This is a genomic window from Sphingopyxis sp. (genome assembly GCF_965279755.1).
Classification (GTDB): Bacteria; Pseudomonadota; Alphaproteobacteria; order Sphingomonadales; family Sphingomonadaceae; genus Sphingopyxis.
Map to the genome: position 1 here is coordinate 3,532,385 of NZ_OZ257261.1, position 15,518 is coordinate 3,547,902.

Genomic DNA, 15,518 nt, shown 5'->3' on the forward strand with positions numbered 1-15,518 from the left:
GAGTTCCTGATAATTTTATTTCACAAATTGGCGAATTGAAGCGCCTCTACACGCCTATTTGCCCAGTTTCAATGATACTTTCTTGCACATGCGCGCAAGGCGTTCGGCAAAGAGCGCCTGCCCCGCCGCATCGCCGACCAGATCCTGCCGCATCTCGATCCCGACATAGGGAATGAAGTTCGCCTCGGCATGGCGGTTCATCGTCGCATTGAGCAGCTTGCCCGAGTAGGGAAGCTGATCGCCGACGGTCAGCCCCTCCTCGGCGAGCGCCGCGATAGCGGGCGCTGCGAGGCGTTCATCCTCGTTATAGAGCACCCCGACATGCCAGGGCCGCGCCTGCCCCGGATCGCTCGCGAGCGCCGGGGTAAAGCTGTGCAGCGACAGGATCATGGTCGGGCGCTGCGCCGTGATCGTCGCGGCGATATGGTCGTGATAGGGCCTGAAGAAACGCGCCAGCCGCGCCTCGCGTGCCGGATGGTCGAGCGCGTTGCCCGGAATCGCATGGCCGTCGCTCGCGACCGGGACCGCGCCCGGCGCACCCTCGTCGCGGTTGCAGTCGACGACGAGCCGCGACACGCCGCCAAGGATCGCGGCGTCGACCGCCCCCATCTCGACCAGCAGCGCCGCCACCTCGGCAACCCCCAGATCGATCGCTATATGCTCGCGCAGCAGTGCCGGATCGATGCCTAGGTCGATGTCGGCGGGCACATGCGCCGAAGCATGATCGCCAATCAGCAGTATCCCGCCGGCGCGCGGGGTTCCAAGCTGCCGCCATGCATGGCTCATCGCAGCGCCCCCGCCAGCTGCCACCAGTGCGGATGGCTCGCCGCGAGCCGCGCCGCCGCCGCATCGCGTTCGGCCGGCGCATCGAACAGCGCGAAACAGGTCGCACCCGATCCCGACATGCGCGCAAGCCACGGCTTCAGCGCGCCCAGCCCGGTCAACACATCGACGATCGCGGGGCACTGCGCGATCGCCGGACGCTGCAGATCGTTGCGCGAGGCGAAGAGTTGCGCGCGAGCATCAGCACCGGTGAACAGGGGACCACGATCGACGCCGTCCCATGCCGCGAACACCGGCCCCGTCGCGACCGGCTGGCGCGGATTGACGAGAAGCACCGGCGTTCCCGTCAGCACAAGTTCGGGCACCGCGCTGAGTTCCTCGCCAACTCCGACCCCAAGGCAGGTCGCGCTCGCGACGCAAGCTGCGATGTCGGCGCCAAGCGAACTCACCAGTCGCGTCAAGGGCGCATCGCCGACTTCGGGCAGGAAATGTCGCTGCAGCAGCCGCGCCATCGCCGCCGCGTCGGCCGACCCGCCGCCGATCCCCGCCGCGACCGGCAGCGCCTTGGTCAGCCGGATCGCCATCGGCGGCACGCGCGCCGCGCCATGGCGCTCGCGCATCAAGGTCAGCACACGCAGCACCAGATTGTCGGCGCCGTCCGACAACCCCCCGGCAAATTCTCCATCGAGGACCAGGCGATCGGCGTCCGCCACCTCGGCCATAATCGCATCGCCGGCATCGACGAACGCGAACAGCGTCTCGATCTCGTGATAGCCGTCGGGCCGTCGCGCGCGGATATGCAGTGCGAGATTGATCTTGGCCCAGCCGGTTTCTTGCATGACCGCCATCACGGCGCCGTCGTCGTCGGGGTCAGGCCATCGCGCAGTTTCTCGCCCAGCCGTACCGCCATGTCGTCCTCGGCCAGCAGCGCCGCCGCGCGCCAGGTGTAGCGTGCCTGGAACCGGCGCCCCGCCTGCCAATAGGCATCGCCCAGATGTTCGACGATCACGGCATTGGCCGGCTCGCTCGCTTGCGCCTGTTCGAGCAGCGGCACCGCTTCGGCGGTACGGCCCGTCAGGAAATAGGCCCAGCCAAGCGAGTCGGTGATCGCGGCATTCTGCGGCTCGGCATGCCAGGCCGCTTCGATCCGCTTCAGCGACTGGTCGATATTCTTGCGCCGCTCGATCGACGAATAGCCTGCAAAGTTGAGCACCGCCGGATCGTCGGGGCGCAACGCGAGCGCCTTTTCGATCAGCGCCGACGCGTCATCCCAGTCGTTCGCCTGCAGCCGCAAGTCGGCGCGCGCAACGAGCAAGGTGCCCTGCAGCGCGCGATCCTCGTTGCCATCGTCCAGCGTGGCCTCGACCGCGGCATAGGCGCGTTCGGTCGCGGCGCGATCGTCCGACTGCCGCGCGATGTCGGCGAAGCGGACAAGCATGCTGCGCGCAGAAGGCGCCGCCGCCGCAGATGATTCGGCCAATGCCACCGCACCGGTCAAATCGCCTGCTTCAGCCATCAGCTCGGCGCGCCGCATCTGCAATACGGGAGGCAGAGCGGTCCGACCACTCGCCAGCAGCGCAGCCGCGTCGGCGCCCCGGCCGCCATGATCGAGCGCCTCGACGAGTGCCGATCGCGTCGTCCAGTCGCGTTCGTCGAGCCACCACGCCGATCGCGCGAAGAGCATCGACAATTGCGGGCTGCTGTTCGGCATCCGGGCAAACCCGTCGCCCAGCATGGCCAGCCACTGCGCCATCCCGGCGCGCGGGGTCGAGACAGGCTGATCGGGCAGAAGCAGCACCGGATCCTCGCGCCCGCCCGCCGCCAGCGCGATGCGTCCGCGCAGCGCCTCGGCCGCTTTCCCCTCGCCCGCCGCCTGAAAGCTCGCGGCGAGCCGCAAGGCGACGAGCTGGCTCGTGCGATCGGTCGGCGCGGTTCGCTGTGCCAGCGCGACCGCATCCGCAGGGCGTTTCGCCGCCAGTTGGACAAGCGCCGCCTCGAACGCGAGCGCGGGTTCGGGACGCGCCTTTCCAGCGGCATCGAGCAGCGCCTGCTCGGGCAGCTTTTCGCGTGCGCCGACCGCGATCCAGCTGGTGAATGCGGGCTGGATCAGCTTCGCAATCGCATCGCCGCCCGACTTGTCCGACCGGTCGCCCAGATAGGCGCGCGCGGATTTCCAGTCGCCCCGCCGCATCGCATCGACGACAAGCACCAGCTGCGCATCGAAGCGCCGCGACCCTTCCTGCCAGAGGCGGAGCGCCGCGGTGCGTGCGGCGGCAAGGTCGCCGGCATCGATCGCCTGTTCGAGCATCCGGCCACGCAAGCCCGGCAGATCGGGCGCCTCGCTCGCGACCAGCGTCAGTGCGGACAGCGCCGCCACCGGATCGCCCACATCCTCGGCAAGCCGCGCACGCGCCAGAGCCTTGAGCGCTGCGCCGCCATCGCTGGATGCCTGTACCGGCACGGCGGCGGCCATGGCGCCGGCCGCCAGCAACAGGCGTGCGAACTTACATGTTCGGGTAATTGGGGCCTCCGCCGCCTTCGGGAGTGACCCAGTTGATGTTCTGGGTCGGATCCTTGATGTCGCACGTCTTGCAGTGGACGCAATTCTGCGCGTTGATGACGAAGCGCGGATTGCCCTCGTCCTGCCCGACGATTTCATAGACACCCGCGGGGCAATAGCGCTGCGCGGGCTCGTCATAAACCGGCAGATTATATTCGACCGGGATCGTCGGATCCTTCAGTTGCAGGTGGACCGGCTGGTCTTCCTCGTGATTGGTGTTCGACAGGAACACCGAGGACAGACGATCGAAGGTCAGCACGCCATCGGGCTTCGGATAGTCCGGCTTCGGCATCATGTCGGCGCGGTACAGCGTCGTATTGTCGGGATGATGCTTCATCGTGAAAGGCACACGAATACCCAGCGTTTCGAGCCACATCGTCATTCCTGACAGCATCGTGCCGGCAAGGTCGCCGAACTTCTCGACGAGCGGCAGAACGTTGCGGACGACGCTCAACTCCTTCTTCACCCAGCTCGCGTCATAGGCGTCCTGATAGGCTGACAGCACATCGCTCTCGCGGCCAGCGGTCACTGCAGCAAAGGCGGCCTCAGCTGCCATCATGCCGGACTTCATCGCCGTGTGCGTGCCCTTGATGCGCGGCACGTTCAGGAAGCCCGCAGTATCGCCGATTAGCGCGCCGCCCGGAAAGGCCAGCTTCGGCACCGACTGATAGCCGCCATCGCTGATCGCGCGCGCGCCGTAAGAGACGCGCTTGCCACCCTTCAGTATCTTCGCGATCTCGGGATGCGTCTTCCACTTCTGCATCTCCTGGAACGGGGAGATGTGCGGATTGCGATAGTTGAGCCAGGTCACGAAACCCAAGGCGACCTGCCCGTTGGCCTGATGATAGAGGAAGCCGCCGCCGTTGGCATTCTCGTCAAGCGGCCAGCCCTGCGTGTGGATCACGCGGCCTTCGGCGTGGTTCTCAGGCTTGATGTCCCACAGTTCCTTGACGCCGATGCCATAGACCTGCGGCTCGCTGTCGCTGTCGAGCGCGAACTGCGGCTTCAGCATCTTGGTGAGGTGCCCGCGGACGCCCTCGGCAAAGAAGGTATATTTGGCGTGGAGTTCGAGCCCGGGCGCATAGTCACCCTTGTGGCTGCCGTCACGCGCGATGCCCATGTCGCCCGTCGCGACGCCCTTTACCGAGCCATCCTCGTTGAAGAGGATTTCGGCGGCAGCAAAGCCGGGAAAGATTTCGACGCCGAGACCCTCGGCCTGTTCGGCGAGCCAGCGGCAAAGATTGCCAAGACTGCCCGTGTAAGTGCCCTTATTGTGCATGAAGCCAGGGGTGATGAAGTGCGGCACGCCGAACTTCTTGGTCTTGGTCAGCACCCAATGCTGGTTGTCGTTCACCGCCACTTCGGCGAGCGGGCAACCCTGTTCGCGCCAGTCGGGGAGAAGCTCGTCAAGCGACTTGGGATCGATGACCGCGCCTGACAGGATATGCGCGCCGACCTCGGACCCCTTTTCGAGGACGCAGACCGACAGTTCGTTACCCGCTTCGTTCGCCAGTTGCTTCAGCCGGATCGCCGCCGAAAGGCCCGCAGGCCCCGCGCCGACGATCACCACGTCATAGGGCATCGATTCCCGTTCGCTCACCGCAATCACCTTTCTGCCGTCCCGCGCGGGATCATTCATCGTGTCCCGCGCTCATTCTGTCACGAATTGCGATGCCTTCCAATTGACGTGTCCGTCAACAGGCTGTTTCAACAAATCACATGGGTGGGCGAAATTCAGCGCTGTTGGCCGAAAGCTATCATGACTGGTGGTCACTTGCCGGAGTGGACTCGCTCGTCGGCGAAAGGCCAGCGGGTTGGCTCGACGCGCCGGTGGCGAATGACGTCGCGGCAAGGCCGAAAGTCTCGCCGCTTGCCGAACCCGAAATCGCGCCCCTTCCCGCCGCGCTCCAGCGCCAGGAAGCGCCCGTCGCGCCCGAGGTAAAGGGGCCGGTCGTCCTGCCTGACGGCTGGGAAGAATTTCAGACATGGCTTGCGGAAAGCCCCGAGGTTCCCGGCAGCCAGTGGGACGCGCGCCGCATATTGCCCGTCGGCGGGGCCGAAGCTCCGCTGATGCTGCTGACCGCATGGCCCGAAATCGACGACCAGCGCGACGGGGCGCTGTTTTCGGGGCCCGCCGGGCAGTTGCTCGACGCGATGCTTCGCGCCATCGGAATGGCCCGCGCCGACTGCTATCTTGCCGGCCTCGCCATCACACGTCCGCCCGGCGGCCGTATCGACGGCAAGGACGCCGCCGATCTCGACCGCCTGCTCTGGCACCATCTGCGGCTCGCAAAGCCCAGCCGGCTTTTGCTCGTCGGCAGCGACATCGTTCGCATGGCGGCGCGGATTTCCCTTCCCGATGCGCGCGGAAGGTTACTCGATATTAACCAAGATGGCGGCAAGGTGGAGACCGTGGCCGTCGCGCACCCCGCGATGCTGCTCGCCCGACCGGCCCAGAAAGCCGCCGCCTGGGACAGTCTGAAACTGCTCAACCGGGGACGTTGACAGATGAAGAAGATGACCATGAAATATCTTTCGTGCGCGATCGTCGCGCTGACAGCCGTCGCGTCGCCGGCCGTCGCCGCCGATTCCGCAGCGTCGGACCTGCTCGCGTCGCCGCAGACGGTGCCCGATATTCTCTCGTCGAAGCAGAAACAGTTCTACACGCAGGTGCTGACCGCGATCCGCGGCCAGCGCTGGGCGGACGCCAAGGCGCTGCTTGACAGTGCCGAAAACGGTCCGCTCAATGACTTCCTGCGCGCCGAACTGCTCACCGCGGCGAACAGCCCGCGCGCCGAAGTCGCCGACATCATGCCAATCCTCGCCCGCTCGCCGCAATTGCCGCAGGCCGAGCAGCTCGGCCGGCTGGCTGCCAAGCGCGGCGCGACCGATATTCCGACCCTTCCTTTCCAGAACCGGCTGAGCTGGTCGGGCACCGCACCGCGCCGTGTTGGCGCCGACAGTGTGGGCGACCCTTCGGCGGCGGGTCTGGCGCGTTCGATCCCCGACCGGATCAAGAATGACGATCCCGCCGGCGCCGAAGCGCTTTACACTGCGGCGGCCGACAGGCTGACTCCCGAGGCTCGCGACGAATGGCGCCAGAAGATCGCATGGTCCTATTATATCGAGAATGACGACGCGAACGCGCTCCGTCTCGCGCAGGCCTGCACCGAAGGGCGCGGCGCTTGGGCGACGCAAGGTGCATGGGTGCAAGGGCTCGCCTCGTGGCGCCTCCGCGATTATCCGACCGCGCTTGCCGCGTTCGACCGCGTTGCGCGCGAGGCGCCCGACAGCGAACTCCGCGCCGCCGCCTATTACTGGTCCGCGCGTGCGGCCATCGCCGCCGGCCAGCCGCAATCGGTCCAGCCGCGCCTTCGCGCCGCTGCATCGAACGAGGAAACGCTCTACGGCCTTCTCGCCGCCGAAACGCTCGGGGTCGAAACCGGTAGCCAGCGCGAGAATGTTCGCCCCGATCGCAGCGCCTGGCGCGCACTCGAAGATTTGCCGAACGTCCGCGCCGCGATGGCCTTCACCGAAATCGGCGAAGAAGGCTATGCCGACGCATTGCTTCGCCATCAGGCCCGCATCGGCAACGGCGACCAGCATATTCAGCTCGTCGGCATGGCGCAGGCGCTCAGCCTGCCCGAAACCCAGCTCTATCTCGCGCACAACACGCCGCAGGGCCGCAAGCTCTCGGCTGCGGCACGCTATCCGCAACCAAAATGGGAACCGAACGGCGGCTGGCGGGTCGATCCCGCGCTCGTCTTCGCCCACACGCTCCAGGAATCGCGGTTCCAGCGCAAGGCTGTCAGCCCGGCGGGTGCGATGGGGCTGATGCAGGTTCGTCCTGGCACCGCATCCGATCTTGCCCGCTGGAACGGCGACGGCCGCGCCCCGGGAGATCTGAAGGTGCCCGCAGTCAACATGGACTTCGGCCAGCGCTACCTCGAATATCTCAGCAAGGATGGTTCGACCGGCGGTCAGCTGCCCAAGGTCATCGCCGCCTATAATGCTGGCCCGGCGCCGATCGCGCGCTGGCAGACCGAGATCCGCGACGGCGGCGATCCGCTGCTCTACATCGAATCGATCCCCTATTGGGAAACCCGCGGCTATGTCGGCATCGTGCTCCGCAACTACTGGATGTACGAAGCGCAGCAGGGCAAGCCATCGGTCAGCCGTGCGATGCTCGCGCAGGGTAAATGGCCACGCTTTCCCGACAGCAAGGACCGCACCCGCCTGACCTATGCCGGCCCCGCCGGCCTTGCCAATGCCGATTGACGAAAGCCTTCCGTTCCGGCCCGTCCGCATCGCGATCCTGACGATTTCGGACAGTCGCAGCGAAGCCGACGACCGCTCGGGCGACAGGCTCGTCGAACTGCTCGGCGACGCGGGCCATAGTCTTGCCGACCGCGCGATCATCCGCGACGAAAAATCGCTGATCGTCTCGCGCCTCCATAACTGGATCGACAATCCGGAGGTCGACGTCGTCATCACCACCGGCGGGACCGGCGTCACCGGCCGCGATGTCACGCCCGAAGCGCTGCACGCGCTCGACGGCAAGGATATTCCGGGATTCGGCGAGTTGTTCCGCTGGATCAGCTATCAGAAGATCGGCACCTCGACGATCCAGTCGCGCGCCTGCGCCGTCGTCGCGCGCGGTACCTATATCTTCGCGCTTCCCGGCTCGACCGGCGCCGTAAGCGACGCATGGGAAGGCATACTCTCGACCCAGCTCGACAGTCGGCACAAGCCCTGCAATTTCGTCGAACTGATGCCGCGGCTGACCGAATAGGCAATTCGTTCTTCATTTGTTCCCATCATCGCGCTACGATGCGGCGGTGGAATCAACAAAGCCCCTGCCCCCTGTTTCAGGCCGCGGCGCCCCGACCAATCTGCGCCCGACCCGCACCGGTTCGCTCGACCGTGAGGCCGATGGGGACTGGCTCGACGCGGCGGAAGATATCGACGGCGCCCCTGCTCCGTTGCGAACGACGGTCACCGTCGAACATCCGAAAACGATCATTTCACGCAACAGCTCGCCCGACATCGGCTTCGACCGCTCGATCAATCCCTATCGCGGCTGCGAGCATGGTTGCATCTATTGCTTCGCGCGCCCGACGCACGCCTTCCACGACCTTTCGCCGGGGCTCGATTTCGAGAGCAAGCTGTTCGCCAAGCCCGACGCCGCGACGCTGCTCCGGCAGGAACTGGCGAAACGCAATTACAAGGTTGCGCCGATCGCGATCGGCACCAACACCGACGGCTATCAGCCGATCGAACGCGAGTGGCGCGTAACCCGCTCGATCGTCGAGGTGCTCGCCGAAACGAAGCACCCGCTGCTCATCACAACGAAATCCGACCGTCTGCTACGCGATATCGACCTGCTCGCGGCCATGGCGCGCGACAATCTGGTCGGCGTCGCGATCTCGGTAACCACGCTCGATCCCAAGGTCGCCCGAACGCTCGAACCCCGCGCACCGCATCCGCGACGGCGCCTCGCCGCGATCCGCAAGCTGATCGACGCCGGCGTCCCGACGCAGGTCAATATCTCGCCGATCATCCCCGCGATCACCGATCACGAAATAGAGGCCATCATGGCGGCCGCGGCGGAGGCCGGCGCAATCCGCGCCTCCTACATCCTCATGCGCCTGCCGTTCGAGGTCGCACCGCTGTTCCGCGCCTGGCTGGCCGCGCACTACCCCGACCGCGCCGACAAGGTCATGCACATCGTGCAGGACATTCGAGGCGGCCGCGACAACGACCCGAATTTTTTCACCCGCATGAAGGGCCAAGGCATCTGGCCGCAGCTCATCCGCCAGCGCGTCAAACGCGCCGCGCGCGAACATGGCATGGACAACAGCTTTCCGGCGCTCCGCTGCGACCTGTTCCGTCCGCCCGAACGCGACGGTCAGATGGAGCTGTTCTAGGCCGCGGTCAGCGACCGCAGCTTGTAATCCTTATAGTCGTCGCGGATCTGGCGCTTCAGGATCTTGCCCGTCGCGGTGTGCGGCAGCTCGTCGACGAAAACGATCTCGTCGGGCAGCCACCATTTGGCGACCTTGTCCTTCAGATAGTCGACGATCTCGGCCTCGCTCGCTTCGGCTCCGGGTTTCCGGACGATGAGCAGGATCGGCCGCTCATCCCATTTGGGATGAAACACGCCAACTGCGGCGGCTTCCTGAACCCCCGGCGCGCCGACCGCGGCATTTTCCAGCTCGATCGACGAAATCCATTCGCCGCCCGACTTGATCACATCCTTCGCGCGATCGGTGATCTGCATGACCCCGTCGGGGTGAATCACCGACACGTCGCCCGTATCGAACCAGCCTTCGCCATCGGCGGCTTCGGTCTCGGCCCGGAAATAGCGCTGGATGATCCACGGCCCACGGATCTGCAGCCGGCCGCTCGTTACACCGTCACGCGGCAGTTCGTTATCTTCGTCGTCGACGATGCGCAGTTCGACGCCGAAGGGCGGGCAGCCCTGACGGCACACATTGTCGACCCGCTCGTCGAAACTCATCTCGTCCCAGTTCCAAGGGCGCTTGCCCATCGTCCCGATCGGCGAGGTTTCGGTCATGCCCCAGGCGTGAGCGACCTCGATCCCCGCCTTCATGAAACGCTCGATCATCGCGCGCGGCGCCGCGGATCCGCCGATGATCACGCGCTGCAGCTTGCCGTACCCGATCCCGCTTGCATCCATATGGCCGAACATCGCGAGCCACACGGTCGGCACCCCGGCGCTGTGGGTCACACCCTCATCGTGCATCAGGTCGCAGAGAACCTGCGCATCGTTCGTCGCCGAGAAGACAAGCTTTGCGCCGACCGTCGCGGCCGCAAAAGGAATACCCCAACTGTTGGCATGGAACATCGGCACAATCGGCAGGATCACGCTGCGGTTCGCCATGTTGAACACGTCGGGCTGGATTTCGGTTATCGCGTGGATGACGTTCGAGCGATGCTCATAGAGCACGCCTTTCGGATTGCCCGTCGTTCCGCTCGTGTAGCAAAGCCCGACCGGATCGCGCTCGTCCAGATCGACCCATTCGAAACTGCCGTCCTCGGCATCCAGCAGGTCGCGATAGGATTTGTAATCACCCTGCGCGGGCGCATCGAAGAGCACGAAATGCTCCACCGTCGGCAACTGGTCCCGCAGCCGTTCGACGATCGGCAGGAACATCGCATCGAACAACAGCACGCGGTCGCCTGCATGGTTGACGATATAGACGAGTTGCTCGTCGAACAGTCGCGGGTTCACCGTGTGAAGCACCCCGCCCATCCCCGCGCTGCCATACCAGCTGACGAGATGGTGGCCGTGGTTCATTGCAAGCGTTGCGATCCGGTCGCCCTTCTGCATCCCCAGCCGGGTCATCGCTGCGGCGAACCGGCGAGCGTCGTGGCCTACCTCGCCCCAGGTCGATCGCGTCATGCTGCCGTCGGTCCAGCGCGACACGATCTCGCGGTTGCCATGCTCGCGCGCGGCATGATCGATCAGGCTGGTAACAAGCAGCGGCTGGCCCTGCATTCCCATGATAAGGCATCCTCGATTTTATCGTTGCCCCCAAGGGATAGGGTGGGAAGCAAAGCTTGCGCAAGGCCAAACCGGCGCAAATGCACCGGGATGCGACCTTCTAGCCGGGAAGTCCCGCCAGATGCGGAATATCGGCCAGATCGGCGTCCCAGTTTGCGCGACTGTCACAGCAGATATGCGCCGTCGGACGAATATCGAGCGGACCGTCGAGGCTTCCGGCCGGGACGACGAGCAGGGCGCCACCCATTTGCACGCCTGGCAAGGCCGATCCGCACGTCCTGCAAAAGCTCCGCGCATGGCGGGTGCCGGTCAGCCGGAATGACGAAATATCGGCTTCGCCGGCCAGCCACGCGATCGTCGCGCCGCTCGCGAACAGGTTCGCGCCATGTGCCGACCCGCTCCCCTTCCGGCAACGCGTGCAGTGACACAGGAAGAAAGCATCGAAATTGCCCGATATCTCGAACTTAACCGCACCGCAAAGGCAGCTTCCAGGCGTCGTCCGCAACATAATCCCGCCGCGCCTAGCGGGCCCGGAAATCGCGCGGAGCGATAAGCGATAGCGCGGCTTCGGTGATTCCCGTTACCATTTCAAGGCGCGAGACGGTGTCGGGGCCAAGCGCGAATCGGCTGCCGAGTTCGATCCTGAGATCCTCGTCGGTCAGCGGATCGCGTGTGACGACGAAGACCTTGCCCCGCGCGTCGTCGCGCCGTTCCAGCAGCCGCGCAATGTCCGTCATCGCTTCGGGCAAATCGACCCGGCAGCTGATCTGCAGCGCCGCGGTCGCGGCAATATCGGCCAGCGACTGCGCCCCGCGCACTGTTACGCGCGGGGTTTCCTCGCCCTCGAGCAGGTCGAGTTCGACCGACAGGAGCGCGCAGCCGCCATCCTCGGCAAGGCCTTCGAGTATCTTGCCCGCCTGCTCGTCGAAACAGCTCGACTGGAACTGGCCGCTGCGGTCCGACAGTGTCAGGTTGAGGAAGCGATTGCCACGCTGCGACACGCGCGGGCGCGCACTTTCGACCATGCCCGCCATCACCATCGGGATGCGCGTGCCCGGCGTCATTTCGACATTGGCGCAAATGTCGCCGTAGGAGCGTGCGCCGCGCGCCAGAATAATGGCCTCATATTGTTCGACCGGGTGCGCCGAGAAATAGAAGCCGAACGCTTCCTTCTCGCGCGTCATCCGTTCGGCGAGCGTCCACGGCTCGGCCGCCGGCAATTGCAGCACCGGCATGATCGCGACGTCGCCGCCGAACAGGCCGCCCTGCCCGGTCGAGCGCTCGTGCGCCGAGTTGTTCGCGCAGGCGAGCAGCGCTTCGGCGCCGGCATAGGCTCGCGGCCGGTCGGGCTCGATACAGTCGAACGCGCCACCTGCGGCCAGCGCCTCGATCTGACGCCGGTTGAGCTGCTTCGGGTCGATCCGCGCGGCGAAATCGTCGAGGCTCGCAAAATCCCCCTTGGCATGGCGCTCAGCAACCAACGCTTCCATCGCTTTTTCACCGACGCCTTTCAGGGCGCCGAGTGCGTAGCGGACTTCCAGTCCTTCCTCACTTCGCCCTACCGAGAAATCGGCCTCGCTGTCGTTGATCGAAGGCGCCGCGACCGCAACGTCCAGTCGGCGCATGTCGTCGATGAAGATCGAGAGCTTGTCAGTCTGGTGGCTGTCGAATGACATCGACGCGGCGAAAAACTCGTGCGGATAATGCGCCTTCAGCCACGCCGTCTGATAAGACAGCAGCGCATAGGCGGCCGCGTGGCTCTTGTTGAAGCCGTAACCCGCGAACTTGTCGATCAAGTCGAACAGCTCATTCGCGGCCTTGGGCGCGATCTGGTTATGCTCGCCGCAGCCCGTGACGAAGGTCTCGCGCTGCGCGTCCATCTCCGCCTGCACCTTCTTGCCCATCGCGCGGCGGAGCAGGTCGGCACCGCCAAGGCTGTAGCCGGCGAGGATCTGCGCCGCCTGCATCACTTGTTCCTGATAAACGAAGATGCCGTAGGTTTCGGCGAGGATGCCTTCGAGCAGCGGGTGCGGATAGGCGATCGGCTCGCGCCCGTTCTTGCGCGCGCCGAACAGCGGAATATTGTCCATCGGCCCCGGACGATAGAGCGCAACGAGCGCGATGATGTCGCCGAAATTGGTCGGTTTCACTGCCGACAGCGTGCGCCGCATGCCTTCGGATTCCAGCTGGAACACCCCGACCGTCTCACCACGCTGAAGCAATTCGTAGACCGCGCTGTCGTCCCATGCGAGCGTGTCGAGATCGACGTCGACGCCGCGCAGCGCCAGCAGGCGCTTCGCCTCCTTCAGCACCGACAGCGTCTTGAGGCCGAGGAAGTCGAACTTCACCAGTCCTGCGGTCTCGACATATTTCATGTCGAACTGCGTCACCGGCATGTCCGAGCGCGGATCGCGATAGAGCGGGACGAGCTGGTCGAGCGGCCGGTCGCCGATCACCACACCCGCAGCATGGGTCGAACTGTGCCGTGGCAGGCCCTCAAGCTGGCGCGCCATGTCGAACAGCCGGCGCACCCCGTCATCCTGCTTATACTCGGTCATCAGCTCACTGACACCGTTCAGCGCGCGTTCGAGCGTCCAGGGATCGGTCGGGTGGTTCGGGACCAGCTTCGCCAGCCGATCGACCTGCCCATAGCTCATCTGCAGGACGCGTCCGGTGTCCTTGAGCACCGCGCGCGCTTTCAGCTTACCGAAGGTGATGATTTGCGCGACGGTATCGCGGCCGTATTTCTCCTGCACATAGCGGATCACTTCGCCGCGCCGCGTTTCGCAGAAGTCGATGTCGAAGTCGGGCATCGACACGCGCTCGGGGTTGAGGAAGCGTTCGAACAACAGGCCGAGCTTCAGCGGATCGAGGTCGGTGATCGTCAGCGCCCACGCGACGACGCTGCCCGCGCCCGAACCGCGTCCCGGCCCCACCGGGATGTCGTGCGCTTTCGCCCATTTGATGAAGTCGGCAACGATAAGGAAGTAGCCGGGAAAGCCCATCTGCGTGATGACGCCGACCTCAAAATCGAGGCGCTCGACATAGGCCTGTCGCTCATCGTCGGACAGATCGGGATAAAGGTCGAGCCGGGCGGCAAGACCCGCCTGCGCGTCGGCCTTCAACTGTGCCGCCTCGCCCTCGCGATCGCCCGCGAGGCTCGGCAGGATCGGCGCACGCTTCGGCGCCATGAACGCGCAGCGCTGGGCGATAGTCAGCGTGTTGTGCATCGCCTCGGGCAGGTCGCTGAACGCATCCTCCATCGCCTCGGCAGGCTTCAGCCACGCCTCGGGGCTCGACACCCGCCGGTCCTCGCTCTCGACATAGGCCGATTGCGCGATGCACAGCATCGCATCATGCGCGGCATGGAACTGCGGCTCGACGAAATTCGCCGGGTTGGTCGCGACGATCGGCAGTGCGCGCGCATAAGCGAGATCGATCAGCGCCTCTTCGGCCGCCTTTTCGGTCGCATCGCCGCGCCGCGACAGCTCGATGTAGAGCCGGCCGCCAAACAGCGCCTCGAGTTGCTCGACATAATCTTCGGCCGCACTCTTCTGTTCGCCTGCGAGCAACCGCGTGAGCGCGCCTTCGCCGCCCCCCGTCAGGCAGAGCAGCCCGTCGGTCTTTCCGGCGAGGTCCGCGAGCGTGACATGCGGATCCTGCTCGACCGGCCGTCCGAGATGCGCGGCCGAGACCAGCGCGCAAAGATTGTTATAGCCCACATCATCCTGGGCATAGAGCGCGATCCAGTCGATGATCGGCGAACCGTTCGCCAGTCGCTGTCCGGGACGCGCGACGCTGAGAAAGGCGCCGACGATCGGCTGAACGCCCGCCGCCTTGCAAGCCTCTCCAAAGGCCATGACGCCGTAGAGCCCGTTGCGGTCGGCGACGGCAATCGCCGGGAACCCGCGATCGCGCGCGGCTTTCGCAATCGCCTTGGGCTCGATCGCCCCCTCCAGCATCGTGAAACTGGAAAAGACGCGCAGGGGAACAAAGGGGCTGTAGGCCATCGGATGACGCTAACGCGCGCCCGATGATTCGCCTACGCCTCGATTCATAAAAACGTCATTGCGAAGAGCCGCAGGCGACGAAGCAATCTCCAGCCAACGGCGCAAGCAAAGGCCGAGAGCTGGAGATTGCTTCGCTTCGCTCGCAATGACGAAGCGCGTTAACCCAGCAGGTCTTCGATCTCTTTGCGCAATTGCTCGGGCTTGGTCGTCGGCGCATGGCGCGAGACCACCTTGCCGTCGCGCCCGACGAGGAATTTGGTGAAGTTCCACTTGATCCCGCTTCCGAGCAGGCCGGTCTTTTCCTTCTTCAGATATTTGAAGATCGGATCGGCGTCATCGCCGTTGACATCGATCTTTGCCATCAGCGGGAACGACACATCATAGGTCAGCGAACAGAAATTGGCGATTTCGGCTGCGTCGCCCGGCTCCTGCGCGCCGAACTGGTTGCACGGAAAGGCCAGAATTTCGAATCCGCGATCCTTATAGTCGCGGTATAGCTCCTCCAGCCCCTCATATTGCGGGGTAAAGCCGCATTTCGATGCGGTGTTGACGATCAGCAGCACCTTGCCGCTGTAATCGGCCAGCGGCTGCGAGCCCCCGCCTGGAAGCTTTGCCGCAAGATCATAAAGTGCCATCG

The 15,518-nt window shown here is 65.1% G+C and carries 12 protein-coding genes; 4 read left to right on the forward strand and 8 right to left on the reverse strand.

The features are described 5' to 3' along the window. Nucleotides 1–54: 54 nt before the first annotated feature. From ACQY80_RS17460 to ACQY80_RS17475, 4 genes are read right to left on the reverse strand one after another with little or no spacing between them, the layout of a single operon-like run. Nucleotides 55–786, reverse strand: a complete 732-nt coding sequence (locus tag ACQY80_RS17460) for an N-formylglutamate amidohydrolase (protein WP_428682141.1) — start codon at nt 784–786, stop codon at nt 55–57. Then, entirely contained in the window at nt 783–1,631 is an 849-nt protein-coding gene (locus tag ACQY80_RS17465; protein WP_428682143.1) for a 4-(cytidine 5'-diphospho)-2-C-methyl-D-erythritol kinase, read from the reverse strand. The genes ACQY80_RS17460 and ACQY80_RS17465 overlap by 4 nt, the downstream gene beginning before the upstream one ends. Next, nucleotides 1,631–3,256, reverse strand: a complete 1,626-nt coding sequence (locus ACQY80_RS17470) for a tetratricopeptide repeat protein (protein ID WP_428682145.1) — start codon at nt 3,254–3,256, stop codon at nt 1,631–1,633. Before ACQY80_RS17470 ends, ACQY80_RS17465 begins: the two co-directional genes overlap by 1 nt. Nucleotides 3,257–3,287: 31 nt before the next feature. Further along, on the reverse strand, nt 3,288–4,943 hold the full coding sequence (locus tag ACQY80_RS17475; protein WP_428682147.1) for an electron transfer flavoprotein-ubiquinone oxidoreductase: 1,656 nt from the start codon (nt 4,941–4,943) through the stop codon (nt 3,288–3,290). Between the two features lie 143 nt (nt 4,944–5,086). On the opposite strand from ACQY80_RS17475, the gene ACQY80_RS17480 reads away from it, so the two are divergent. Genes ACQY80_RS17480 through ACQY80_RS17495 form a run of 4 tightly spaced genes read left to right on the forward strand, consistent with a single transcriptional unit; the run spans nt 5,087 to nt 9,270 of the window. Then, nucleotides 5,087–5,848 (forward strand): uracil-DNA glycosylase family protein, encoded by a 762-nt coding sequence (locus ACQY80_RS17480; RefSeq protein ID WP_428682149.1) that lies wholly within the window; start codon nt 5,087–5,089, stop codon nt 5,846–5,848. 18 nt (nt 5,849–5,866) lie between these two features. Beyond that, complete coding sequence (locus tag ACQY80_RS17485) at nt 5,867–7,621, forward strand: transglycosylase SLT domain-containing protein (protein WP_428682151.1); 1,755 nt, start codon at nt 5,867–5,869, stop codon at nt 7,619–7,621. Next, nucleotides 7,611–8,135: a molybdenum cofactor biosynthesis protein B gene (gene moaB / locus ACQY80_RS17490; RefSeq protein ID WP_428682153.1), complete on the forward strand. Its 525-nt coding sequence runs from the start codon at nt 7,611–7,613 to the stop codon at nt 8,133–8,135. The genes ACQY80_RS17485 and moaB overlap by 11 nt, the downstream gene beginning before the upstream one ends. A gap of 46 nt (nt 8,136–8,181) precedes the next feature. Further along, nucleotides 8,182–9,270 carry a PA0069 family radical SAM protein gene (locus ACQY80_RS17495; RefSeq protein WP_428682155.1) on the forward strand — a complete coding sequence of 363 codons (1,089 nt, stop codon included), beginning with the start codon at nt 8,182–8,184 and terminating at the stop codon, nt 9,268–9,270. Here ACQY80_RS17495 and ACQY80_RS17500 read toward each other — a convergent pair. The 4 genes from ACQY80_RS17500 to ACQY80_RS17515 form a co-directional block, all read right to left on the reverse strand. Next, nucleotides 9,267–10,871, reverse strand: a complete 1,605-nt coding sequence (locus tag ACQY80_RS17500) for a long-chain fatty acid--CoA ligase (RefSeq protein WP_428682157.1) — start codon at nt 10,869–10,871, stop codon at nt 9,267–9,269. The two genes, ACQY80_RS17495 and ACQY80_RS17500, sit on opposite strands and share 4 nt — an antisense overlap. A 100-nt stretch (nt 10,872–10,971) precedes the next feature. Continuing rightward, the gene (locus ACQY80_RS17505) at nt 10,972–11,379 is read right to left on the reverse strand and encodes a GFA family protein (protein WP_428682159.1); all 408 of its coding nucleotides are present in this window, start codon (nt 11,377–11,379) and stop codon (nt 10,972–10,974) included. A 13-nt stretch (nt 11,380–11,392) separates the two neighbouring features. Next, a complete protein-coding gene (gene dnaE, locus ACQY80_RS17510; protein WP_428682161.1) occupies nt 11,393–14,881 on the reverse strand; it encodes a DNA polymerase III subunit alpha in 3,489 nt (1,162 codons plus the stop codon). Between the two features lie 158 nt (nt 14,882–15,039). Further along, nucleotides 15,040–15,516, reverse strand: coding sequence for a glutathione peroxidase (locus ACQY80_RS17515; protein WP_428682163.1), 477 nt, complete (start codon nt 15,514–15,516; stop codon nt 15,040–15,042). Nucleotides 15,517–15,518 lie beyond the last annotated feature (2 nt).